Source organism: Mesorhizobium sp. P2_F8 (genome assembly GCF_056403655.1).
The window spans coordinates 1-24,473 of the sequence record NZ_JBFUFB010000031.1 but is presented as its reverse complement, the minus strand read 5'-3'; the positions used below and the strand labels follow the sequence as shown (position 1 = coordinate 24,473).

Annotated in this window: 22 protein-coding genes and 2 pseudogenes; 19 read left to right on the top strand and 5 right to left on the bottom strand. The window is 58.6% G+C overall.

The window, feature by feature from the left end; all coding sequences use genetic code 11:
• From AC1DZP_RS33970 to AC1DZP_RS33935, 8 genes are all read left to right on the top strand, one after another.
• A partial coding sequence (locus tag AC1DZP_RS33970; protein ID WP_477308475.1) for an inorganic diphosphatase occupies window positions 1-340 on the top strand: 340 nt, incomplete at its 5' end.
• Window positions 341-678: 338 nt separating this feature from the next.
• The gene (locus AC1DZP_RS33965; protein WP_477308473.1) at window positions 679-891 is read left to right on the top strand and encodes a hypothetical protein; all 213 of its coding nucleotides are present in this window, start codon (window positions 679-681) and stop codon (window positions 889-891) included.
• 17 nt (window positions 892-908) lie between these two features.
• Window positions 909-1,340 (top strand): low affinity iron permease family protein, encoded by a 432-nt coding sequence (locus AC1DZP_RS33960; protein WP_477308471.1) that lies wholly within the window; start codon window positions 909-911, stop codon window positions 1,338-1,340.
• Between the two features lie 80 nt (window positions 1,341-1,420).
• Window positions 1,421-2,425, top strand: a complete 1,005-nt coding sequence (locus AC1DZP_RS33955) for a L,D-transpeptidase family protein (RefSeq protein WP_477308477.1) — start codon at window positions 1,421-1,423, stop codon at window positions 2,423-2,425.
• Window positions 2,426-2,550: 125 nt separating this feature from the next.
• Window positions 2,551-3,552, top strand: coding sequence for a YihY/virulence factor BrkB family protein (locus tag AC1DZP_RS33950; protein WP_477308469.1), 1,002 nt, complete (start codon window positions 2,551-2,553; stop codon window positions 3,550-3,552).
• A gap of 198 nt (window positions 3,553-3,750) precedes the next feature.
• Window positions 3,751-9,456: a HAMP domain-containing protein gene (locus tag AC1DZP_RS33945; RefSeq protein ID WP_477227066.1), complete on the top strand. Its 5,706-nt coding sequence runs from the start codon at window positions 3,751-3,753 to the stop codon at window positions 9,454-9,456.
• A 10-nt stretch (window positions 9,457-9,466) separates the two neighbouring features.
• On the top strand, window positions 9,467-10,606 hold the full coding sequence (locus tag AC1DZP_RS33940) for an ATP-binding response regulator (RefSeq protein ID WP_477308467.1): 1,140 nt from the start codon (window positions 9,467-9,469) through the stop codon (window positions 10,604-10,606).
• Window positions 10,576-11,538, top strand: a complete 963-nt coding sequence (locus AC1DZP_RS33935; RefSeq protein ID WP_477308465.1) for an ATP-binding protein — start codon at window positions 10,576-10,578, stop codon at window positions 11,536-11,538. The genes AC1DZP_RS33940 and AC1DZP_RS33935 overlap by 31 nt, the downstream gene beginning before the upstream one ends.
• 77 nt (window positions 11,539-11,615) lie before the next feature.
• Here AC1DZP_RS33935 and AC1DZP_RS33930 read toward each other — a convergent pair whose 3' ends face one another.
• Window positions 11,616-11,909, bottom strand: a complete 294-nt coding sequence (locus AC1DZP_RS33930; protein ID WP_477226485.1) for a hypothetical protein — start codon at window positions 11,907-11,909, stop codon at window positions 11,616-11,618.
• 405 nt (window positions 11,910-12,314) lie between these two features.
• Between AC1DZP_RS33930 and AC1DZP_RS33925 the strand changes: the two genes are divergently transcribed.
• Window positions 12,315-12,752: a response regulator gene (locus tag AC1DZP_RS33925; protein WP_477226486.1), complete on the top strand. Its 438-nt coding sequence runs from the start codon at window positions 12,315-12,317 to the stop codon at window positions 12,750-12,752.
• Between the two features lie 467 nt (window positions 12,753-13,219).
• Window positions 13,220-13,497: pseudogene (locus tag AC1DZP_RS33920) on the top strand (hypothetical protein).
• 129 nt (window positions 13,498-13,626) lie between these two features.
• On the opposite strand, the gene AC1DZP_RS33915 reads toward AC1DZP_RS33920, so the two are convergent.
• The gene (locus AC1DZP_RS33915) at window positions 13,627-14,007 is read right to left on the bottom strand and encodes a hypothetical protein (RefSeq protein ID WP_477226487.1); all 381 of its coding nucleotides are present in this window, start codon (window positions 14,005-14,007) and stop codon (window positions 13,627-13,629) included.
• Window positions 14,008-14,083: 76 nt separating this feature from the next.
• On the opposite strand from AC1DZP_RS33915, the gene AC1DZP_RS33910 reads away from it, so the two are divergent.
• The 3 genes from AC1DZP_RS33910 to AC1DZP_RS33900 all read left to right on the top strand — a co-directional run bounded on the left by AC1DZP_RS33910 (window position 14,084) and on the right by AC1DZP_RS33900 (window position 15,259).
• Window positions 14,084-14,374 (top strand): DUF982 domain-containing protein, encoded by a 291-nt coding sequence (locus AC1DZP_RS33910; protein ID WP_477226488.1) that lies wholly within the window; start codon window positions 14,084-14,086, stop codon window positions 14,372-14,374.
• A 409-nt stretch (window positions 14,375-14,783) separates the two neighbouring features.
• The gene (locus tag AC1DZP_RS33905) at window positions 14,784-14,993 is read left to right on the top strand and encodes a hypothetical protein (RefSeq protein WP_477226489.1); all 210 of its coding nucleotides are present in this window, start codon (window positions 14,784-14,786) and stop codon (window positions 14,991-14,993) included.
• A 20-nt stretch (window positions 14,994-15,013) separates the two neighbouring features.
• Window positions 15,014-15,259: a hypothetical protein gene (locus AC1DZP_RS33900; RefSeq protein ID WP_477226490.1), complete on the top strand. Its 246-nt coding sequence runs from the start codon at window positions 15,014-15,016 to the stop codon at window positions 15,257-15,259.
• 1,090 nt (window positions 15,260-16,349) lie between these two features.
• On the opposite strand, the gene AC1DZP_RS33895 is transcribed toward AC1DZP_RS33900, so the two are convergent.
• A complete protein-coding gene (locus AC1DZP_RS33895) occupies window positions 16,350-17,102 on the bottom strand; it encodes an SDR family NAD(P)-dependent oxidoreductase (protein WP_477227067.1) in 753 nt (250 codons plus the stop codon).
• 366 nt (window positions 17,103-17,468) lie between these two features.
• Between AC1DZP_RS33895 and AC1DZP_RS33890 the strand changes: the two genes are divergently transcribed.
• The 6 genes from AC1DZP_RS33890 (at window position 17,469) to AC1DZP_RS33865 (ending at window position 21,585) form a co-directional block, all read left to right on the top strand.
• Window positions 17,469-18,065 (top strand): L,D-transpeptidase, encoded by a 597-nt coding sequence (locus AC1DZP_RS33890; protein ID WP_477226491.1) that lies wholly within the window; start codon window positions 17,469-17,471, stop codon window positions 18,063-18,065.
• A gap of 204 nt (window positions 18,066-18,269) precedes the next feature.
• A complete protein-coding gene (locus tag AC1DZP_RS33885) occupies window positions 18,270-18,410 on the top strand; it encodes an ABC transporter (RefSeq protein ID WP_477226492.1) in 141 nt (46 codons plus the stop codon).
• Between the two features lie 139 nt (window positions 18,411-18,549).
• A complete protein-coding gene (locus AC1DZP_RS33880; protein ID WP_477226493.1) occupies window positions 18,550-19,122 on the top strand; it encodes a hypothetical protein in 573 nt (190 codons plus the stop codon).
• A 197-nt stretch (window positions 19,123-19,319) separates the two neighbouring features.
• Entirely contained in the window at window positions 19,320-19,907 is a 588-nt protein-coding gene (locus tag AC1DZP_RS33875; RefSeq protein ID WP_477227068.1) for a protein-S-isoprenylcysteine O-methyltransferase, read from the top strand.
• Between the two features lie 11 nt (window positions 19,908-19,918).
• On the top strand, window positions 19,919-20,698 hold the full coding sequence (locus AC1DZP_RS33870; RefSeq protein ID WP_477308463.1) for a hypothetical protein: 780 nt from the start codon (window positions 19,919-19,921) through the stop codon (window positions 20,696-20,698).
• Window positions 20,695-21,585 (top strand): SDR family NAD(P)-dependent oxidoreductase, encoded by an 891-nt coding sequence (locus tag AC1DZP_RS33865; protein ID WP_477308461.1) that lies wholly within the window; start codon window positions 20,695-20,697, stop codon window positions 21,583-21,585. The genes AC1DZP_RS33870 and AC1DZP_RS33865 overlap by 4 nt, the downstream gene beginning before the upstream one ends.
• A gap of 218 nt (window positions 21,586-21,803) precedes the next feature.
• Here the strand turns inward: AC1DZP_RS33865 and AC1DZP_RS33860 are convergent, their stop codons facing one another.
• Window positions 21,804-23,174, bottom strand: a complete 1,371-nt coding sequence (locus AC1DZP_RS33860) for a glycosyl hydrolase (protein WP_477226496.1) — start codon at window positions 23,172-23,174, stop codon at window positions 21,804-21,806.
• A 970-nt stretch (window positions 23,175-24,144) separates the two neighbouring features.
• Window positions 24,145-24,473, bottom strand: a pseudogene (locus AC1DZP_RS33855) (membrane-anchored protein); the annotation flags it as partial.

The window sequence follows — 24,473 nt, the reverse complement described above, 5'->3', positions numbered from 1 at the left end:
CGGTGACCCTCTGGATGGGCTTGTGATCCATCAGGCATCGACCGCGCCTGGCGTTGTGATCAAATGCGATCTGCTGGGCGCCTTGCGGGTCAAGCAAAAAGACGAGGGCGGGAAGGTCCTGCGCAACGACCGCTATGTCTTGTGTCCCCACAAAGAAGATGCTCCCGACGAGCCGGCGGCGGATCATGTCCCCGATGACTTGCGGCGCGAGATCGAGCTGTTCTTTCACTCGTCCGTGGTTGGAACCGGCAAGACCATAAAGTTCAAGGGGTGGCAGAACGGTGCGGAAGCTCGGAGGGCAATCAAAAAAGGAATGAATGCTTTCGCAGCGAGTCATTGAGGTGTCATGGCGCGACCTTGAGCGTCTCGGCAGGAGTTTCGACTCATCGCTGCGCCGGACTGAGGTTGCGGATCCATCTCGATCTCTCGCTGAAGATGAGCCGAACGAAAGGCCATCGCCTAATCGCTTTGCTTACACGCCGAGGCATGGGGCTAAAGTCCCACCAAAAGACGCAATGGTCTTACCCGTGACGTTGCGTGGAACAGGCCTGCCTTCAGGGATGTTGTTTCTCCGGAAAAGTTCGGAGAAATCAGGTGGATAGAAGTGTTGTTCAGGCGGTTGGTTGCTCGCTCCGGTATTCGCGGCCGCCGTCACCTTTCTCGCGATCGGAATATTTCTTGGCTAAATTTCCAGATCGTCGCAGCTATGTCCCTTCCTGCGCCGATTGGGTTCGCTCGCCTCTCTTTGTTGAAGCGTGCGAGCCCTCTATCTTCAGCGAAGCGGTCAGCGACAAGAAGACCCGGTTGCTTGAGGCGGGATTACTTCTAGCTGTGCCTATTTGCGTGGCGGTCACCGCGCTGTTCGCTGTCTTCGCCTCGGCCAGCTTATGATAAATAGCCCGATTAGAGTGAACAGCTTCCTTTTCGTCGCAGCCGATTTCCTTTCGCGGCCTCCAGGTTTCTATCTGATGCTCATAGCCATGGTGCTTTGCACGGCGCTTGTACCTTTTGGCATGACAAATATGGTTACATACGCCCTTTCGGTTGCGGCCATCGCAATCACTGGTGTTGTCCTTATGCAGGGCTATCGCGACACTGCCGCCATTCACGCCAAACTCAATGAGATCATCATTGCACTTGACGAAACCCGAAACGACCTTGTCGGGTTGGAACATGCCGACCCGGAGGAGATCTGGGAAAAGCTTGTGATGCTCGAAGAAGAAGCTGCCCAGATCAATGAGGCCCGCATGACGGCAGCAACAAGCAGTCCCGCCCACAGTGCAACACGCAGTGGGGCTCGTCAGACCCACATAGCGGGCCTCCACAGGATATTCCGATGAAGCAGCGGTTTGCGATCAGAACCAGAGGGGCCGTTCCACGTCATGGAAGGACGTTCCAGGCCAGTCCCGGAATTGACTCGCTGTGCAGGCTCCTTTTCGTCGTTGCCGCCGCACTCATCCTAGCATGCGGCCAAACAGAGGCGGCCAAACTGACGCCAACCGTCGTCAATCAGGCCCAATTCGGCACCGGCGAACCGAAGGGCATTGATCCGACCGTCCTCAAGGCGCAGGTTCTTTTGGATCGCGCGCGCTTCTCGCCGGGCCAGATCGACGGCAAGCTTTCAGAGAACTTCGCCAAGGCGGTTGGCGCCTTTCAGGCCGCTAACGGATTTCCCTCCGATGGCAAGCTCTCCCTGGAGACTTGGAACAAGCTGATGGCGACCTCCGCCAACCCCGTCCTGGTGACCTACGAATTGACACCCAAGGATGTACGCGGGCCCTTTACCAGGCGGATTCCGGCCCGCATGGAGAGGATGGCCGGTCTGCCGTGGCTGGGCTATCGCAACGCGGTAGAGAAGCTGGCGGAACGCTTCCATATTAGCGAACAATTGCTGAGAAGGCTCAATCCCCGCGCCGGCTTCGGAAGGGCCGGCGTGATCTTGACGGTACCCGATGTCGGCCGGGGCGGTCCTCCTGTTGCCGTTATCAGCGTTGAGGTGGACAAGGACGCTCGCCTGGTGCGCGTGCTCGATCCAGCCGGCAAATTGATAGCCGTTTACCCCGCATCAATCGGAAGCAGCGAGAAGCCGGCGCCGAGCGGCACGGCGGAGGTCAAACGTGTGGTGCACAACCCTACCTATCACTATGATCCGGACTTCGCTTTCAAGGGGGTCAAGACCAAGCGACCTTTTGCCATCGCTGCCGGCCCGAATAATCCCGTGGGGTCGATCTGGATCGACCTCTCAATCGAGAGCTACGGTATTCACGGCACGCCCGAACCAGGCAAGATCGGCAAAACTTTTTCGCATGGGTGCATTCGGCTGACCAATTGGGATGCCGAAGACCTCGCGTCTATGGTGCAGAAACGCACGAAAGTTAACTTCAAGGGCGATATGCAGGATACTGTTGAAAAGCCAGCCGATTAAGCCAGAGCACCTCCTGGCTTTGCGCATTTTAGCGGTCGCACCCAATGGCGCGACCCGTTCGGAACATCGGGAGTTCTGGCGCATTCTAATGACGCTATTTAAACTCACCTGGCTACGGACTTAAAGTGAAGCCCTCGTTCGCAAATGTGTGGCAATTGGTGCGAGAAAGCGTAGTCGGCTTCATCAACGACAATGCTCTTAGTCATGGTGCTGCGATGGCTTTTTATGCCGCCACGTCGCTGGCGCCGATCCTGCTGATTGTGGTCGCTATCGCGGGTCTCGCTTTCGGTCATGATGCCGCACAAGTGGCCTTGTCTGCCCAAATCTCAGGACTGATGGGGCCAGAAAGCGCCGATCTCCTTCAGACCGCGCTGGAGAGTGCATCGAGCAAGCTGTACGGCACCTGGGCTACAGTAATCGGGCTAGTCACCTTGTTGGTGGCCGCGTCTGGCGTCTTTGGCGAAATGCAGCAATCGCTGAACACAATTTGGAAGGTCGAGCCGCAAGGCAGTTCCTTGTCGCGTCTGATGCGGGCCCGCGCCGCCAGTCTGGGCTTGGTGGCCGCGCTCGGCTTCCTGTTGCTGGTTTCTCTTATTGCAAGTGCCGCCATTTCGGCTCTGGGCAATTTTATCAATGCCTATCTGCCGTTTGTAACCATCGTACTCGGCGTGATTAACGCCATCGTTTCGTTTTTCCTGATCTCGGCGTTGTTCGCCGCAATTTACAAAGTGTTACCCGATCGGACCCTAGAATGGCGCGATGTAGCCATTGGTGCTGTTGTGACCGCTGCTCTGTTCACGCTCGGAAAGTCACTTATCGGCTGGTATATCGGCACCAGTGCGATCGCATCCTCATATGGTGCCGCCGGTGGACTGCTCGTCATCCTCCTCTGGGTTTACTACTCATCGGAGATCTTTCTTCTCGGAGCCGAATTCACTCGCGCCTATTCCGTTCGACACGGCAGCCGGTCCGATCTGGACGCTCTGGTTCACAGTGCTTCGCCCACAACAGAGGTTCCCTTTCGCGCGAAGCGAAAATCCAACTCCGGTGGCGTTGTAGCGCTGATAGCGGTTGCGTGCGCCAGCGCAACGATGACCGCGCTTTTGCTTGTCCTTGGCCGTCCGTGACGTGATGAAGCCGATGACTCACGTCGGGACAGCGCAGGCTGCTGACGGCTCAGCATCGAAAGCTCGAAGCCTGACAACCAACATGGAACCATATCCAGACTGGTACGTTTTCGGCGTTGCGGTGGGGTGCACCATCTCGCCGCGGGGGCATTTTCATCCAACATAGAATCCACCAAGGCTGGGAGTGGCGCTGTGACCGTGCAGGCATCCAAAAAGCAGTTGGACCGTCGAAGCATATTGAATTCTCTGAAAGCCTTTCGGCGCGGCGACTTCTCAATTCGCATGGACAACGTTTACGAAGGTCTGGATTCCGAGATCGCAGAGACTTTCAATGAAATTGTTGATCTCAACGATCAGGTGACGCGTGAGTTCGAGCGGCTCAGCAGGGTCGTCGGCAAGGATGGGCGGATAGGCGAGCGCGGTCGCGTTCGAAACGCCACTGGGAGTTGGGAGTCCAGCGTCAGGTCGGTCAACGATCTGATCGAGGACATGGTTCAGCCGACAGCCGAGGTTGCCCGCGTCATCGGCGCGGTCGCTAAGGGGGACCTTTCCCAAACAATGATGGTCGAAATCGACGGCCGACCGCTGCGCGGTGAATTCCTGCGCATCGGCAAGATCGTCAACACCATGGTCGGCCAGCTGGCCTCCTTCGCCTCGGAAGTGACACGCGTCGCACGCGAGGTCGGCACCGAAGGCAAGCTTGGCGGCCAGGCGCGCGTGAAAGGCGTTGCCGGGACGTGGAAAGATCTTACGGACAACGTCAACGCAATGGCGACCAACCTGACCGGACAGGTTCGCAACATCGCAGAGGTCACCACCGCGGTTGCCTCGGGCGATCTCTCGAAGAAGATTACCGTCGACGTTAAGGGCGAGATCCTCGAGTTGAAGAACACCATCAACACGATGGTGGACCAGCTCAATTCCTTCGCGTCGGAAGTAACGCGCGTGGCTCGCGAGGTCGGCACAGAAGGCAAGCTCGGTGGCCAGGCGCGCGTCGAGGGCGTCGGCGGGACATGGAAGGATCTGACCGACAATGTGAATTCTATGGCCGAAAACTTGACGGGCCAGGTGCGTAACATCGCCGAGGTCACGACCGCGGTGGCGCTGGGCGATCTCTCGAAGAAGATCACGGTCGATGTGAAGGGCGAAATCCTTGAGCTGAAATCGACCATCAACACCATGGTTGACCAGCTCAACTCGTTCGCTGGCGAAGTGACCCGCGTGGCGCGTGAGGTTGGGACCGAGGGTAAGCTCGGCGGTCAGGCACAAGTGCGCGGCGTCGCTGGCACGTGGAAGGACCTCACCGACAACGTCAACTCCATGGCTGAGAATCTGACCGGTCAGGTGCGCAACATTGCCGAGGTCACGACGGCGGTCGCTTCGGGCGATCTGTCGAAGAAGATCACCGTGGCGGTACAAGGCGAAATCCTTGAGCTTAAGGACACCATCAACACGATGGTCGATCAGCTGAACTCGTTTGCCTCGGAGGTCACCCGCGTGGCGCGCGAGGTCGGCACCGAAGGCAAGCTCGGCGGCCAAGCCGAGGTGAGGGGCGTCGGCGGCACTTGGAAGGATCTGACCGACAACGTCAATCTGATGGCCGCGAACCTGACCGGGCAGGTGCGCAACATCGCCGAGGTGACGACGGCGGTCGCTCGTGGAGACCTGTCAAAGAAGATCACCGTCGACGTCAAAGGCGAGATCCTGGAGCTCAAAGACACTGTCAACACGATGGTCGATCAGTTGAATTCCTTCGCCTCGGAAGTCACGCGCGTCGCCCGCGAAGTGGGGTCGGAAGGCAAGCTTGGTGGACAGGCTCATGTCGAAGGCGTTGGCGGCACCTGGAAGGACTTGACCGACAACGTCAATGCGATGGCCGGCAATCTGACCGTACAATTGCGCGACGTGTCGAAGGTGGCGACAGCCATCGCGACGGGCGACCTGACACAGAAGATCACTGTTGATGCCTTGGGCGAGATTTTGCAGATCAAGGACGTCATCAACACGATGGTCGACCAGTTGAATTCTTTCGCGTCGGAAGTGACACGCGTCGCCCGCGAGGTCGGGTCCGACGGCAAGCTGGGCGGTCAGGCACAGGTGCGCGGGGTTGCCGGCACCTGGAAGGACCTGACTGACAACGTCAATGCCATGGCCGCCAATCTGACCGGCCAGGTGCGTAACATCGCCGAGGTCACGACCGCGGTGGCGCTAGGCGATCTGTCGAAGAAGATCACGGTCGACGTGAAGGGCGAAATCCTCGAGCTGAAATCGACCATCAACACCATGGTCGACCAGCTCAACTCTTTCGCGGGCGAAGTGACGCGCGTGGCGCGTGAGGTTGGGACCGAAGGCAAGCTCGGCGGTCAGGCGCAGGTGCGCGGCGTTGCCGGGACGTGGAAGGACCTTACCGACAATGTGAACTCCATGGCCGAGAATCTGACTGGTCAGGTGCGCAACATCGCCGAAGTGACGACCGCCGTCGCACGCGGTGATCTGTCGAAGAAGATCACGGTCGACGTGAAGGGCGAAATCCTTGAGCTGAAGTCGACCATCAACACCATGGTGGACCAGCTCAACTCCTTCGCCGGCGAGGTGACCCGGGTCGCGCGTGAGGTAGGCACCGAAGGCAAGCTTGGCGGTCAGGCTCGTGTCGAAGGTGTCGCCGGCACTTGGAAAGACCTGACCGACAACGTCAATCTGATGGCGACGAACCTGACCAATCAGGTGCGTGGCATCGCCGACGTCGTGACGGCGGTGGCGCAGGGCAATCTCAAGCGCAAGCTGACAGTGGACGCCAAAGGTGAAATCGCCTCTCTGGCCGACACCATCAACGGGATGATCGAAACGCTGGCCACCTTTGCCGACCAGGTGACCAACGTGGCTCGTGAGGTGGGTATCGAGGGCAAGCTCGGCGGACAGGCGCGCGTGCCGGGAGCGGCCGGCCTCTGGCGCGATCTGACCGACAACGTCAACCAGCTCGCCGCAAATCTGACCACCCAGGTGCGCGCCATCGCTGAGGTTTCAACGGCCGTCACGAAGGGCGATCTGACCCGCTCGATTAGCGTCGAAGCCTCCGGCGAAGTCGCCGCCCTCAAAGACAACATCAACGAAATGATCCGCAACCTGAAGGATCAGACGCTGAAAAATGCCGAGCAGGATTGGTTGAAGACCAATCTCGCCCGGTTTTCGCGAATGCTGCAAGGCGAGCGCGACCTTGCGACCGTTTCGCGGCTGATCATGTCCGAGCTCGCTCCTCTGGTGAACGCGCAATACGGGGTGTTCTATGTAACCAATCGAGACGAGGAGGAATCCTATCTCGAGCTGGCGGCGTCTTATGGTGCCGAAAGCAAGGCGTCCATCAAGCAGCGCCTCGATCTGCGCGAGGGTCTGGTCGGGCAAAGTGCAGCCGACAAGCGTGCCATCATGCTGGACAATGTGCCGCCTGAATTCCTGCGCGTCACCTCTGGTCTCGGCAGCGCATCGCCTGCCAACGTCATCATCCTCCCCGCCTTGTTCGAGGACGAGGTGAAAGCCGTCATCGAACTTGCCTCGTTCGGCGAATTCCGCGACACGCATCAGTCGTTCCTCAATCAGCTGATGGAGTCCGTTGGCATCGTTCTCAACACCATTGCCGCAACGATGCGCACCGAGGGCCTGCTCAAGCAGTCGCAGCTGCTGACTTCGGAATTGCAAGCGCGTCAGACGGAACTGACCAAGAAGCAGGAAGAGCTGCATGCGACGAACGAGGAGCTGCAGGAAAAGGCGCAGCTGCTCGAAAACGAAAAGAAGCAGGTGGAAAACAAGAATCTCGAAATCGAGATGGCGCGACGCGCATTGGAGGAGAAGGCCGAGCAGTTGGCGCTTACGTCCAAGTACAAATCCGAGTTCCTGGCCAACATGAGCCATGAACTGCGCACACCGCTCAACTCGCTGCTCATTCTCTCAAACCTGCTTGCGACCAACCAGCAGGGCAATCTCAACGAAAAGCAGGTCGAGTTCGCACGCACTATCAACTCTGCCGGAACCGACCTTCTCAGCCTCATCAACGACATCCTCGATCTGTCGAAGATCGAGTCTGGTACGGTTTCCATCGATATCAACGATATGCCGGTGTCGCATCTGCGCCAGCATATGGAACGCACGTTTCGTCAGCTTGCGGCCGACAAAGGCCTCGGCTTCACCATCAAGGTCGACCCGGCACTTCCCGATACCGTTCGCACGGACGAGAAGCGACTGCAGCAGATTGTCCTCAATCTGCTTTCGAACGCATTCAAGTTCACCTCGGAGGGTGAAGTCAGTCTGAATTTCCGGGTTGAGAAGACCGGGCGGCGCAACAGCGCCGCGCACCCGGCGAAGGCGCTCGCGATCGCTGTGACCGATACCGGCATCGGTATTCCGGAAGACAAGCAGAAGCTGATTTTCGAGGCCTTCCAGCAAGCCGACGGCACCACCAGCCGCAAATATGGCGGTACTGGGCTCGGGCTCTCGATCAGCAGGGAGATCGCACGCTTACTTGGCGGCGAACTGCGGGTCGAAAGCACACCGGGCAAAGGGTCGACGTTTACTCTCGTCATCCCATTCGCCGGTCCCCGGGTGGCGGCGGCGCAATCAGCCCTGCTTCCTCCGACGGACGCCGTCGCAGTGTCGGCATCGCTTGGCAGTCAGCCTTCAGCAGAGCTGATCGACGACCGCGATTCCATATCTCCGACCGACCGGGTTGTGCTGATCGTCGAAGACGATCCGACCTTTGGAGGGTTGCTGCTTGGTCTCGCACGCGCGGCCGAGTTGAAAGGCGTCTTGTCGAACGCGGGCTCCGGCACTCTTGCACTGGCCCGTAAGCTCGTTCCCGACGCAATTACGCTTGATCTCGGGCTTTCGGACATCGACGGSTGGGTGCTTTTCGATCTGTTGCGTCATGACCAGAAGACCAAGGGAATTCCCGTCCACGTSATYTCAGGTGCGGAAGACATCGAAAGTCTTGCGCGCAAGGGAGCGTCCAGCATTTCAACCAAGCCGGTGTCCTCTGATGAACTAATCAAGGTGTTCCAGGACATCCATTCCAAGAAGCTTCGTATCCAGCGCCGCGTGCTGGTCGCAGATGCCGATCCGGATCGCCGGTTATCGCTTGTCGAAGCGATCCGCGACGGCGTGACCTCCGTCACTGCGGTCGGTCGTCTCGCGGCAAATGCGGACGACGTTGGCGTGGCCTCGTATGACGCTATCGTGCTTGGCTTTGGGCGCTCTGCCAAGGACAACGCACAAACGCTGGACGAGGTTACTGGCCAATTCGGCGACGGCCTACCGCAGTTGTTGTTCTTTGCCCCTCATCCGGATGCGCTTGAACAGGTGCTGGCATTGAACCCGGCTTTTGCGAATGCGCCCCGGGCCGAAAATTTTGCCCAGCTCTCGCTTCATATGTCGGCAACACTCCCGGGAGAAGGACGCGAAGAGGGCGCAACCGAACAGAACGGCAAGTCCGATCTGGCGGGGGCGAAGGTTCTCATCGTCGACGACGATATCCGCAACATCTACTCGCTCACCAGCGTCCTGGAGACCTACGACATACAGGTTATGCACGCTGAGCGGGGCCGTGACGGCATTGCGCTTCTGGAACAGACCCCCGACGTCGACGCGGCATTGATCGATATCATGATGCCGGAGATGGACGGCTACGAGACGATGCGGCGCATACGAGGAACGCCGTCGATTGCCCACATCCCGCTCATTTCGGTTACCGCCAAGGCGATGAAGGGCGATCGGCAAAAATGCTTGGACGCCGGTGCTTCCGATTATATCGCCAAGCCGGTCGATCTTGACCTGCTGCTGGCATTGCTTCGCGTCTGGATCGGTCGTTCTCGGTCACGCACCGAGACTCCGGAAAAAATGCTCATGGCAGCGAACTGACGGCCGGTCCATGCAAAAGCTTCCCAGAAACAGGGTCAGAAAACTTGAGGCGTTGCAACTGGCCGAACGGCCCGCAAAAGCACGCATCCTTGCCGTGGACGACGATGAACGCAATCTGCTGGCGATCAGCGAAGTTCTCGCTACAACCGGGGACGTCATCTGCGCCCAATCCGGCGAAGAGGCCCTGCGCTTTCTGCTGAAGGAGGACTTCGCTGTCATCTTGCTGGATGTGCTTATGCCGGGAATAGACGGCTATGAAACGGCCGCGCTTATCCGCAAGCGCGAGCAATCCAAGCGCACGCCAATCATCTTTCTCACCGCTATCAACAAAGAGGACGCCCATATGCTGCGCGGCTACGATGCCGGCGCGGTCGACTACGTGTTCAAGCCATTCGATCCGATAATGCTGCGTTCGAAAGTCGCGGTTTTCGTCGAGCTTCACGAAAAGACACTGGAGATCCAGCGAAAGGCGGCGGTCGAACAAGGGCTGCTTGCGCAGGCGCTGCAGTCGCAGAAGGAAAAGCTCCAGGCCGAGCGGGCTCTGCGCAGCGCGGAGGAACGGCAGGATACTATCTTGAGTTCGCTGCCTGTCTGCTTCCATGCGCGTGCAGCCGAGCCACCCTTCGCGACGCGCTTTGTGACCAATGGTGTCGAGCGCCTGACCGGGTTTTCGGCCGAAGATCTGACCGCCGATCCGGCCTTCGGCCTCAGCCGGGTCCACCCCGACGATCTACCAAGATTGAAACAGGCACTTCGCGGGGCAAAAATCACCGGCTCCTATACGTGCGAATTCCGCTGGCAATGCGCCAATGGTGAGTATCGCATCTTTCTTGATCAAGGTGTGATGTCGAACGGCTCTGATGGCCGCGACCCGGAGATACGGGGCACGTTGCTTGATCTTACCGAGCGGCGCGGCCTTGAAAATCAGCTGCTACAATCACAGCGTCTTGACGCAATCGGCAAGCTAACGGGCGGCTTGGCTCATGATTTCAACAATCTGCTCGCCGCAATTCTCAGCGGATTGGGACTGCTAGAACGTCAAGGGACGTTGGATGATCAGTCACAACAGGTTCTCGACCTGATGCGACTGCAAAACAAGGTGCTGACCTTGTTACGCGAATGCTCGCCTTCTCGCGGCGTCAAACCCTGAAGCCGGAAGCCGTGCGGCTTGCAGCGCTTGGCGACACCATGAACGGGTTGGTCGCTCCGGTCCTGGGAGGGCTAATCCGCTTCGACTGGCGGATCGATGATGCGGTTTGGCCGGTTCTTGTCGATGCCGGGCAGCTTGAACTCGCCTTGATGAATTTGGTTTTCAACGCACGCGACGCCATGCCATCGGGTGGAACAATTAGCGTGCACGCGCAAAATAGGACGATTACGACGGCATCAGAAGACCTGGCGCCTGGTGACTATGTGGTTATCGCTGTCAGGGACACCGGTGCCGGCATCGCGCCGGATATTTTAGCCAAGGTGGTCGAACCATTCTTTACCACAAAGCCAGTCGGCAAAGGCACGGGCTTAGGGCTCAGCACGGTTTACGGTTTCATGAAGCAGTCCGGCGGTTCGCTCCGCATAGACAGTGTTGTTGGACGCGGAACTGCCATGGAGCTGTGGTTGCCACGTTCGGTCGAGCAGCCTGCCCGCGATGTGGTTGAATCCGCGAAAGAGCCAATTCTGGTCTATGCGGGCAACGAACGCCCTTCGATCCTTCTGATTGACGACAGCAGCGCACTTCGGCATCTGACAGCTGAATCGTTGCGGCAGCGGGGTTTCTCCGTGACCTGTGCAGCAGGGGGCGCCGAGGCACTGGCGGCTATTGAACGGACGCCACATGATTTCGACGTAATCGTCACAGACTTCGCTATGCCACTGGTATCCGGAGTGGAGGTCATTCGGTTTGCGCGCAATCTCCGCTCGGATTGGCCAGCGGTAATCATAACCGGATACGCTGATGCGAGCGCGATTGCCGATCGTCCGTCGGACGTCCCGCTGCTAAGCAAGCCATTCCGCGAAAAGGATCTCATTGAGAGCATCTTCCACGTTATCGCCCATGCCAGCTCCAAGGCGATCAACGCTGGGTAGAGGAGCCCAGTAAGGGAGATTGGCGACAAGGTGCGGATCGAGGAGATCACGCCGAAACCCTAAGAAGCGCTAGTGCTTCAGTGTGGCTTCCGTCTGTTGCTCATGTAGTCCACGGACACGACCGCGACGAACGCCAGACGACAATGGCTGTTCCACCTACCCAAATAACAGAGATTTTGCCTCTCTGCCAGCCGCGCCTTGTCGATGGCGACTGTCACCAGCGGCCCCAGGGCGATCGTCACGGTCTTGTCATCGATGCGCATGACCTCACCAGTCAACTCTAGCTGCTGGCCGCGTTTGACCTTGGATGAATCTCGGATCGAGTGCGGAAAATCGTAGGACGGAATCGAGACGCTGACGGTGGTCGTCATTGACCCGCCTTCGCACGGTGGCTGTCACAGCCACCAAATCTCCAATGCAATTCCCCGCACCATGTCCAAGGCTTAGTCAAGCGCGTGCTAATTTATGCAAACGGCGCGGGAACAAAATTTTGCATCCCTCGTTGAAAATGCCGGTCGGATGCCCGTCTCAGAAATCCTTGTCCGGCTTGTGTCAAAGGCCCGTTGCCGTGCCCTGGCAGCGGGCCACCTCTCATGCCAGCCGACATTTAAATTTCGACGTGGAGAAGGAGCACCGCTCGAAGGGGGCAACCTCAACCCAGACCGCCACGTGATTAACATGCGCAGGTCCAAGCCGAGCGTACGATTCCGTACAGAAGTAGCGAACCCTCCAAGAAATGTTAAAATGTTCCTGGCAAATCCACGGAGGGCCAAGCCATGGACGGCCGGACGGCTGCAGCGGTTGTCATCTTGGAGGACGAAGCGCTGGTTGCGGTGGATCTCGAAGACCATTTGCGCGACGCAGGCTTCCAGGTCGCAGCCACTTTTTCATCTAACAGGGCCGCGCTCGGCTGGTTTCGTGCTCATTCACCAGATGTGGTGGTCATGGACATCGAGCTGCAGGATGGCGATTGCATAGAAATCGCCCAGTTGCTCTACAGTCGCAACGTTCCGTTCGTCGTCCATTCGGCAAGCGTTGCCAACTCTGGCTTCCATCACCCGATATTCCTCACGGGCGAGTGGGTTGCAAAGCCCTGTCTGCCATCTGCTCTGATCGAGGCCGTCCGGTCCGCGCTCACATTGGCAGGCGATGTCGACGACAGCCCAGCCTTGGTCAGTTCGAGCAAGGCTCGCGGCGGAGTTCGGAGTGGCTGAAACACATCAGGGCAGCGGGACCGGACTGGCCGGCCCAGCACTGCGGCATGTATCATCAGCTACGCTGGAACATTAGATACTTCTAATTGTTTATTCGATGCGGCAGATGATGCCCTCCATCACCTGCTGTAGGTCGGGTGGGTGGGCCCGCCGCTCGCAAGTGGGCGGCGGGCCTTGACCGAAGGAGCGCGGCCTAGGACGTCAGTCGGCGCGACCCGGCGCCCCTCTTTTGACACTGAACAAACCAGAGGGCGCCGAGCCTTTACCGGCGGCGCTTTGAGGGAAGCGGCGCCGAGAAGTGAGCATAGCGTTCTCGCTAGAGTTGTCGGAATACAACCTTTTGGGGATAATGCCCGGCGCGCCTCTGCGGGAGCTTGAGCCTGATCGGGCGGAACATAAGACGCAGGCGCTGGGAACCGGCTTCAGCAGATGATGTTTTTCCGGAAGGTCAATGACCTAACTAAACAATGAACATCAAGATGCTCACAATGGGCGCGATGGCGCTTGCGATGATGACTGGTTCGGCTCTTGCTGGCAGCACATCCGCGCTCGACGATCCGGCAAAGATGTCGCCGTTCTTCACCGATGCCGGCATGAAAACCGTTGAAGGCGGAAGGGATTTCAAGACCGCATGGATGGCGATGAAACCCGACGAACAGAAGGCGGTGTTGAAGGATGCGGCGACACCACACTCAACAGGTCGCACGCAGATTTTTGCGCTATGGCAAAGATGATGGGCGGCTAAATCTGGGTTGAACGTCGAAGGCGAGGGCGGTCCCACCTTCGAGTCGATTGAGTAGTGGCCGGCGGCACCCTAAGGTTGCCTGAAAGCGCCGGCCGGGTTGGGCTTCCGCGACACACGGCGGAAGTCCGACTAAGCGCTCCCGTCTGTCTCGCTTTCCTCATAGATCATCTGGACCGGCAGATAGGCGTTCGTTTCCAGCCACTGTCGCAGCACGATCTGAATGAGTTCTGACTGACCGATTCCCATCTCGGCAGCTATGGACTTCAGCGCATCCTCTGTTGCCGGTTCCAGTGGCACGCCAGAGACGTTGCGGAGCATTAAGGCAGTACGGCGAAGGATGATCTGGAGATCGAAGCGGCCGGTTGGGAGCGTAGACAAGCAGCCGCAGCCGTCATGTATCTGGCGGCCAAGGAACTCGACTCCCCGTGAGGAATTAGCGGTTGGAAACGCCCGCTGGTAACAGCTGCGAATCGTGGCGCGTAGCCCCTTGAAAAAATGCCAGCGCTTCACAAATTCTTTTCACGCCGCGTTGCGGCCATTCATCAAACTGGAGCCGGGTTGCCGGCCAAGAGCTAAGGAGGTCACTATGCTTGCGAAGCCTTTTGAAAAGCCCGTCCGCGTATGGGTCGGTCTTGGCTTCCCTCGTCAACTCAACACCGTGGCCGATGCATATCAGTTCGTCACGGAATGGTGCGGAAACAGTCCTGAGCAAAGGGCCGCGATACGCGCCTGTAAGGCAGCGCTGACCGGTGACGTCGACGCCGAGACAGCTCGTGGGGTGCTTATCGCCTTCGCTCGCAGGAAAGACATCCTGTTCGAAGGGGAAAATACTCTCCCGTATGAAACCAGCGACTATGATCCGACGGTCCAGCACTGAGCCGATTGTGGGGAGCGCTGGATGAGGTTCTCGGTTGTACAGGAACCGTCGGGGACGTGGGCGGTGTTCGATGGGATTTTCGGTCTGCCGGCCGATTTCGCGGGTCGAACCTTGATCGGACTGCCGCGCGATGAAGCTTATCGTCTCGCGGCAAATGCCAACCATGGGGTCTTGAGATGGAGGTCAGCGTTGACCTCACAACGGCCTTGCAGGCGACACCATGTCGATTTTCTATGCAGCTTTCTCTGCGGTTATTGAGGTCGCGGACAAGCTACACGCGCTTTTCGGGAAGCCAAGGAAGGTCCTTGTGAAAACCAAGGACCTAAACGGCGAAAGACAGCCTATTAGACGCGTGGGGGCAACTTCCCCTTCGTCGATACGTTAGACATCCAGCTAACGGAGGAATGTCATGGACGACGACCTGTGCCTGAAACTGAAGGAACTCAGCACCAGCATGCAAACCAGGGCGGCGGAACTCGCACTGCCCGGCGGCAACACCGATATTTCCGCGCTGATGTCAGGCATTGCGCTGACCCTTGAAGCGCTGTTGGTGATAGCCGAAGAGAGCAAAACGCCACGGTCTGGACCGTCGGTCGAGCCTGTGACTTCGTTGTCCTGATTGGCTGGTAGGAGGTCAGTGTGACAGATTTTATTGTGACCACAATTGACGGAAGACAGCATCTCGGCCAGAGCGAAAACGCACCATTGGAAAGCCTTGTGGATCAGCTCAGTTCAAACGGACACTTCGAGCTCGTTGTCGTTTCGGCAGAATTAGGCGCTCCTGGCAGCGAAACCAGCACTGTCTTCTTCAAGCACGGGATCATATCGATCAGTGAAAGAAAACCGGAAGCTATGATCCCACCAAGTCCGCCCCTTGCTGGTTAATAGAATATGGCCCGTCTTCTCCTGTCGCGTGGCAAAGCCGAGCGAGGCGAGGCCGCGGAGGGCGGCAATGAAACAACCTGGCTTTTAGGCAGGATCTTTGCGTCTCTTCTCGCGAAGGTTTTCGTAGGATAGCGAATGGCGGACCTTGCCGGTCCAATAGCCTAGGCCAAACGGCTTTGCACATCCTCAGAGCAGACTTGCTGGCGATCTTGCCGGAGGTTGCGATTGCGTGAATAGCAGTCGCTCACTGCTCCGCCGACGAACGGCTACTTCGCGCCCTCCATGGTTTTAGGGAAGGTCATGCGAACAGAACGTCGGCCACCTCGCTGGGGCGAAATCACGCTCACGCCGTCATGGCTCGCCTAACAGTCTCACGAACCGGCGACTTCGATCTGCCGATGCTCGTACTTGCCAGTGAACATCTTTGCGGCTTGGCGGCACTTATGCGCTTGGTCGAAACGCCACACCAGTCAGATTTTTGCTGACCAACCAGAGTCGCTCAGCCAAATCCGGCGCGATCGCCCAGGGCCGGACGCCGAGTATCTCCTGGGAGTCGGCCGGCACGGCCAACGCGACGTTGGAACTCTCGCAATAGACTCCGCCCAGCCCTTCGAGCGGCCTCGCCGCAAACGATCCCAAGCTTCGAGCCTAAAATACCTAGCTTTTTCAATGTGAGAAAGCTGGGGAGTAAAAAGGCGCAGTCCCCAGCTTTGGAGAATACCGGCCGACAGAGAGCAAACCTCTTACGATGTACGCTCCACAGCTTTCCGACCAGAAGCCCGCAGTTCTGCGGGCTTTCTGGGCTGCCAGGTTTCCGCGGAGAACATTGCGGGAGATTTGAGTGGTAGAGGGAAAGGAACCGGAATCCAACCTTCTCCACGGAGCGGCGCCATGACGGCAACTGAAATGCGCCTCGGATACGTTGATGACGACCGGCCTCGCCGGAACCGCGCTTAGGTCGACTCACCAAACTCCGCCTCGCTCCGTGCAGATGCGCGTCTCATCGTCGACGGGCGGCAATAGCATGACGCCGTCTCGGCGCGGCCCGCCCGCTATTCAAGAGCTGAGACGAACTGCGGCGCGACTGCGGCTAATGGGCGGTGTAAGCTCCGTCCACCAGATGGTAGCTTCCAGTAATAAAGCTAGCCTGATCGGACAAGAGGAAGCACACAAGAGCAGCTACCTCTTCCGGTTTCCCGCGCCTGCCCATCGGCTGGAGGTCTGCCATGCGCCGGTTAGCTGCTGCCTCCACTTGCTCCGAAAGTGGTGTCTCGATCCAGCCGGGGCCGACGACATTGATTCGAATTCCCAATCTCGCATATTCCATCGCCGCAACCTTGGTCAGTCCAACGACCCCGTGTTTCGCTGCCGTGTATGCGGACGCCGTTGGCAATCCGACGGAACCGAGAACGGAAGACATATTGACGATAGCGCCTCCGCCCCGATCCAACATGGCGGCGATCTCGTATTTCATGCAGTAGAAAATGCCATTTAGATTGACGTTTATCAGCTTGTGCCAGTTGTCGAGGGGATAGTCCGCCGTTGCTTTTCGAACGCCATCGATACCTGCATTGTTGACCGCCATATCCAGTCCACCGCATTTTTCAACAGTGAAATCGACCAGGTTTTCCACAGCTGCCGCATTAGTGACATCGACCGCAAAGTCGTGGGCCCTACCTCCTTGCGAGCGTATTTCGGCGGCTTTGCTGTGCGCAGCCTCGGCATCAAGGTCGGCAACAACAACCTCGGCTCCTTCTTGCGCGAGTTGCCGTGAAACAGCCGCTCCTATTCCGGAGCCTGCGCCGGTCACAATCGCGATCTTATCTTGGAAGTCAGGCTTCATCTCTTTCCTTATGCCCACTGCTTCATGACCGAATGGAACCAGGTGGTTGTCGCATGAGGCTTGTTCATAGCAGATTTCTGCAGCCAAGGTCCCTGTCTGTCCTGTGAACTCTCCTGGCGCCCGACGACCTCAGCCAACCTGCGTGGCGCCTAACGCGGATGAAAGGTTTACATCAAGCAGCCGGTCTGATTGGATTTCTAGGCATCACACCAGTGAAGCGGTCTGGCGAGCGTGGCCGGTCGGCAACGCAACAACGCCTGGTTCCGGTTGTTCTAGGTCAGTTCGGGCAAGGCGTAGACTTGGCCGAGGGGCCTTGGAGTGTTAGAGACGACGGCGGTAGGCTGACCATTTTCTTAGCAGGTAGAAATGGACAATAACCACATTGCGCGCCGGGGGCTCGTGCTGGGTAGTCTGGCTCTGATGGTTTCCGGATGTACGTCAGCGTTACGACAGGCGGCGGAGCCGATTTCATCCGCGTTCGCAGCAAGGAGTGGCCTGGATCCTCGCTTCACGCGGCAACGAGTGAGGTATTCTGGAAGCGAGCCGCCCGGAATGATCGTCGTCGATACTTCGCAACGCTTCCTCTATGCCGTCGAGAGGGACGGGTGGGCGACGCGCTACGGCGTCGGCGTCGGCGAGCAGGGACTTTCGTTCAAGGGTACAGCGACCGTCGGCCGCAAGGCGGAATGGCCGTCGTGGACACCAACCGCCAGCATGATGAAGCGCAAGCCGCGCTTGGTGCAGTATGCAGGGGGGGTCCCCGGCGGACCAAACAACCCGCTTGGTGCGCGTGCCCTTTATCTCTATCAAGGCGGGCGCGACACCCACTTCCGGGTGCATGGCACAGACGAGCCATGGACGATAGGCACTGAGGTGTCGAACGGGTGCATCCGTTTGATAAATGACGACATCATTGACCTCTATGACCGTACCCCTTTGGGCACGACGGTGGTGGTTATTTGATAGTCTGAGGTGCGTCGCACGCCTGATCTCCGGCCGATGGTGAATTCTGCCAGCACGTCACGTAAACGTGCCGCCCGGCCACCGAGTGCCATCTGTGTCATTTCTGCACTAGGCCTTGATGCAGTTCGCGAGTATTTTAGTGCGGTCGCAAGTTATTTGTGGCGATTGTATCGGCTATTCCGCCCTCGGGGAAAGGATTGCTTGATGAGCAGGATATTGATTGCAATGGTTGCTGTGCTCGCCGTTGCCAGCCTGAGCGGCTGCGCGACCGACTGGATCGGCAAAGGAAAGGGGAAGGCCCCGCCGCCGGAACCCGCTCCGGTAGAGCAACCAGTGATTAAGTAAGGACCGGCTTGTATGGGGAAGGGTGCCAAGCCCTTCCCCATACATACGCTTTGGCCGGCTTCATAGCCTGCCGCGCGGTTGGCGGGCATAGGCTGTTATTAGGTCTGTGCTTTGTGAAGTTCGGGGAATGGACGCGGCGATGACGCTTGTAAATAGCCGTCTCTTGCTTGTGGCGTTGGTGGCCCTCCCGGCAGCGGCATGTCAGACGAAAGACCTGCCGCCCCAGCCGAATTTCGTATCTTCTGCCGATGGCGGAGCTGCGCCTCAAAAAAAGGACGAGCGGTACTTCATCGAGTTCCGCTCCCGCTACGCCCTAAGCTACGGCCACACCTACGCAGTTTTTGGGCGCCTAGACCGGGCCGGGAAAATGATTGATCCCCAAGTCGCGGGCCTTCACCCGGCTTCGAACAGTGCGGTTCCCTATGTTCTGGGCCATTTCGTGCCGGTGCCAGCCGAAACCGGGTGGAGCGACGGTGATCTGGAAGAACCATACAGATCCGCAAGCTGGCAAATCATATTGACCCGGGCCGAATACGACAAAGTCGTTGCCTACATCCGCAAGCTGCAGGCGAGCTCGCATGTCTGGCAGGCGACGGTCTTGAACTGCAACGGCTTCGTGGCGGACATCGCGCATTCCATGGGATATAAGACTCCCGCCATTCAGCTCCGGCCCCAACAATTTATAACCGAGCTTCGGAAGATGAATACATAGCAAAGATTCGAGGGATGAATGGGACCGAATGCGTTCGGTACTGCCCCTCCGGCTTTCGCGTCTGCGGACCAAATCGGAGAGGATCGCTGCGCCTGAAGGTCGGCCGGTTACGAAATCGAGGCGATGGGTGAAGTGGCCATACTCAGGGGCTGCTACAATCGCGATCGCAGAAAGGGCGCCGGTGACCTGACGTGAGCATTGCGGCAGCCTCACTTGGCGAGGTCATTTGGGTGATCGGCATCGTTGCTTGGTACGTGATCCGGTATCCCTTCGAGCGCCGGGCGAGGCGCGTGCGAATTGTAACTGGCTACCGCTCACGTTCCGACATCGTCGGGCTTGCATCTGCTCTGTTTGGCCTCGCAATCCTGCCTGCCTTCTATGTTGTCACCGGCATGCCCGCAGCGGCTGACCACCCGGCCAGCGCGTGGACCCTGGCTCTCGGCACAATCATCTTCTGCTCCGCGCTATGGGTTTTTCGCAGATCCCACAAGGAACTTGGCCGGAACTGGTCGATTACGCTGGAGATTCGCGAACGGCATGAACTCATCTGCGCCGGACCATACGCCTTGGTCCGCCACCCGATGTATACCTCGTTCCTGCTCATGGGCCTCGCCCAGGCCTTTCTGCTGGCGAACTGGATTGCGGGCATATCGGGGTTGATTGGGTTCGCAGTCCTTTTCCTGCTGAGAGTGGACAAGGAAGAGCGTATGATGCTGGAGAATTTCGGCCCGCAATACCGTGCCTATATGGAAAAGACCAAGCGAATAGTCCCTTATCTTTATTAGAGGTCCGTTTGATGCGAGGCCGAGCCCTCAAGCTATCGGCGCCCCGGCGCCTTGTTGGCGATCTGATGAGGTTTTCGATCGGCGTGCCACGGGTCGCGGTGCAGCGTCAGATGAACCTCGGCCCACTCGTAAGGGCTAGAATGGCGCAGCAGACCAGGCCCTCCTGGACCGCGATCTTCCTGAAGGGATACGCGCTTCTCGCCCGAGAGACGCCCGAGCTTCGACGCGCCTATGTCAAATTGCCCTGGCCGCAGCTTTACGAGTATCCGGTAAGCGTAGCCTCGATTGCCCACGAGCGCGAATATGAGGGCGAGCTGGCCGTTCTGTTGAGCTGCATCAAGGGCCCTGAGCGCTACTCTATCACAGAACTTGAGGCGTCCATCCACGCAGCTCGGTCACGGCCGATCCTGGAGGTCACGGAGTTCCGGCGTGCGTTGCGCATGGCCCGTGCGCCCGCGCCTCTCAGGTGGCTGCTTATGTGGCTGGGATTGAACATCGCCCGGCAAAGGGCAAATTACTTCGGTACCTTCCAACTGTCCGTTTATTCAGGCCTCGGTGCGGAATCGCTCAACCCGCTCACACCATTGACCACGCTTCTGAACTACGGTCCGATCGGCGAAGATGGATCGGTGAATGTCCGCATCCACTACGATCACCGGGTAATGGATGGAGCGAACGTCGCACGAGCGCTGGAGAGGTTCGAAAAGATTCTGAACGGCGCTATCGCCGATGAAGTGTTGCTGCTCGGTCTAGGTGTTGCCGCTCCTTCAAGACAGAGGAACGCGAGATGATTTCGCACCGTGAATTCCGGCCAGCCGTCGTCGTAATTGGCGGCTCGGGTGGAATTGGCCGGGCGATTGCGAGCGTCGCTGCACGAGAGCGCGGTGCGATTGTGCTCGTTGCCCGCTCGCCCGAGGGTTTGGCCGCCGCGGCGGCTGAGGTTCGGAAGGGGGGTGGCGAGGCATTCACGCTCGAGTTGGATCTCGTGGCAGGCGATGCGCCAACGCGCCTAGAGGACTTTCTGTCCGCACACGGCCTGGTCTGTGATGTCCTGGTCAACAGCGCAGGTTATGGCCTACGGGGCGCGGCGACGGCGCTCCCTATTGATGGCCAGCTCGGCATCATCGATCTAAACATACATTCCCTCAGCGAATTGACCCTCCATTTTCTGCCGGGAATGGTGGCGCGCGGGCGGGGCGGGGTGCTCAATCTCAGTTCCGTGGCCGGGTTCGTTCCCGGGCCTTATATGGCTTTGTACTTCGCCAGCAAGGGTTTCGTGCGCTTCTTCTCAGAGGCGCTTCATCAGGAATTGCGCCGAACCGGTGTGACTGTCACATGTGTAGCACCAGGGCCGGTGTCGACGGAGTTTCTCGAAAGGTCCGGCGCCTATCAGACGCCACTCTTCAGTATCTTGCCCACGCTGGATCCGGAGGATGTGGCCGAACGCGCGTGGCGAGGGTTCAAATCCGGTCGTCGCCTCGTCGTACCTGGAATCTCGGCCAAGTTGGCTGCCCTTGCGGCGGCGCTCCTGCCTTCAGCAGCGATACTCCCCCTGATCGGCCGGCTGCAACGCGGCGGCAATGATCCATGTCCTTGCGGTTCAGGTGTGAAGTTCAAGAAATGCTGCGGTACCCGCCAGTTCCGGCTACGCCGGGGCCCTCGGGGAATTATCTCCTGATCGGACCAGCACGCCACTGCTCGCCCCAGTAGTCGCTGATTGTCTTGGTTGCTGCTCAACGACCAAACGCTTCAGCAGCGAGGTGAACCATGGCGCACGGTGCTGACCACTAAGGACAGGGCGAAGGCTTTGGCCATTGCGAAGGAGATCCGGGAGAACTTCCAGAGCAGAATTCTGCTACCGCCGCTGACACAGTCCTCACGCAGACGGCTCCATCATTACAGGCTGGGTGAAAGCGCGATGACAATCGGATGGTCACTGAGCGAAATTTCGACCGAACGCACGTTGCTCAGTGTTCCGACAGGCTCAACGCCAATTGTTGGATCGTAGGTTCTTACCAACGCGCGCGTCTCGCCAAAATGGACCGTCACACGATCTTGACCGCTCAACCGTTCGCCCCACACAATAAGTTGGAACGTGCCGTCGCTGTGCTGCAGGAGTAGATCGTGAACGGTCTCGGGTTGGTCTGCGATCGTGAAGTCGAGTTGGCCGGGTCTGGCGGGGATGCCTTTATCCGCCAAAATCGTCGTAAGGTTGTGAAGGTAGATCGCGGCCAAGCGGCGTGAATAATCAGCCTTGTAGAAGCCGAAAGATTGGTTGCCGTCTTCGTCGGTACGGTCCCGCAACAGATAGACCGATGTATAGGCGTAGCCGCGCTTATACTGCGCGAGGTACAAGCTCATCAAATTCAAGCCGTGCATTTGCTCCGTGACCGGACCTCCGATGGTGGTCCCGGTCTCGGTAGTGACACGCGGCAGCGTATTGAGTTGCTCCTGGGTGTAACCTCGAAACCCTCTCGCCCACGTGACGCCGAAGTTGCCGAATAGCCCGTCCACTTTGGATACAGCGGATGGATCGCCAGCGTGCCACGTCTTGTTGTCCGCTGGATACGGCGAATGTGAGTGATAGATGTAGTTGTGCACATTGGCGTAGTCGGCATACGTCGTGCCGTCCGGCATCTTGGTTTGGGCGCCGGGCGGGATCGTAAGGAACTGAAGGCCAACGTTGTCTCGCTGCGCGCCGGGTTCGGAGATCGACCAGACAGGATACGTCGCAAGCACCGGATCACTTTTGACAACCTGGTAAAGATCGCGCTGAAGCTTTGCGACCGCCATCCATGAAGGCTCCCCACCGCCGCCTTTCTCGCCCTGATAGGTGACACCCCAGTTGTTCGGCTCGTTGTCGCCCTCGAACGCGAGTAGCGCGCCAGCTTTAGCAAGCACCTTACCTGTTTCGACCAACCTCTTCACATCAGTCCCACCACTGACCAATCCCCAACTCAGGCGCACGCCGGTTTCGCGATGTAGATCCAGAAAGGTCTGGATGGTTGTTGGGCCCTTGTCGCTCAGACCTTCTATTCCCGCCCTTACCCATCGAAAGCCGCAATAGCGGACCATTTCGACAGTCCTAGCCAAAGGCTGGCCTCGATCGGGGAACGTGGTAACGACGCCGATGCTATTGAGAAAGTCGTTCGTCGCAACGGCCGTTTTGGGCGCTGCAAATGAATGGCGAGGTGATATGGACACCACAGCCAGTGCCACCCATGCGCCGACGAGGGAGCGAAGCATTTTGGAAGAAATGATCATCATCGCCGGGGACTCCAAGCCTCTCTAACCCACAACTCGCCATGGCGCATCGCCCGCCTTGGCGAGCGATCAATTCGCGCCCGCATACTCGGAAACCTAAGACTATTTCATCACACGGGGCCAACCTAGACCAGACAGTATGAGGACAGGCAAATAGCGACCGAGACGGCGTGCGATCAGTTAGCAATGGCTGTCGCCCCGACAACCGGCCTGACAACGGCGTTTGATATGTGGCCGGTGCTTGCACAGCGCGATGCCCCCCTAGATCAAGCGATGGTTGTGGAGGCCGCGACTGCCCGATATAGAGGTCACGCCTTTTGAGGGAATACTCCGCCCCGTCGGCTAAGCCACACGGCTGAGCCTCTTTAAATGCCTTACGCATGAGCGTGTCGGCTATCGCCCGCATTTCTTCCGCTTCCATAATCAGAATTCCAAACTAATCCACCAGTCAGGAACATGGCAGGGCGGGTAAGGCACAGCCACGGCTCAATTTGCCCCCGGCATGATGAAGGAATGTGGCGACGAGGCCATTGCCAAGGAGCATGACAATTTCTGTAGAATGACCAAGCAACTCGGCGGCGCCGACTAGCGGCAGCCGACGCTGTATTGTGAAGCGTGAGGCGCTTGGCCCGTTGCCGATGGTGGCGGGCTTTTTTGTGCATGCTGGAACGGTCTGTTTTTCGGCTCGTTTTGCGTACGCACCTGTGTGACGCGGGTGCACGAAAGTTGTTTCGGCATCTTTCGGGGCCCGTCATGGCTTCCTCCATGGCGGGCCTTTTGCGTTCATGGCCCCCGAGATCGAACGGTTTGTGTCCAGGCCTTGAATGCCACATGATTGGCCGAAGGTCGCGCATATCGACCGACTGGCCGCAGATCGGGCAAGGGTAGAAATACTCCCGCTCATGCCCCGGTTTGCCACTTTGGCGCTGGCCGGGAATGGGCGGCCCGAGTTCGTTCAGGTCTGTCATCACTATCAAACATTGAACCGCGGCTTGCGAGACAGTTGCGGTAAAGGTTCCGATCGGCCGCCGGCGCCCTGCCACAGCGTGAGCCCGGTTGATACCGCGACTTCAGGATCGGCCGTGAAGAGATTGGCGCCACGGCCGCGTAGCTTCAGCAAGATCGAGCTGTCCATGTCGCTATGAAGCCTCCTCAAGCCGAGCTCGTTGTAGACATGGCCGGTCGAGCCGGGATTGATGCCCGATATGACGACAGTCGACGCGCCGCTGTTGAATGCATAGAGCACAGCGGTGATGCCGTTCGAAAACTTCCGTGCATTGTCCAACTCGCTGTGGCGCGCGC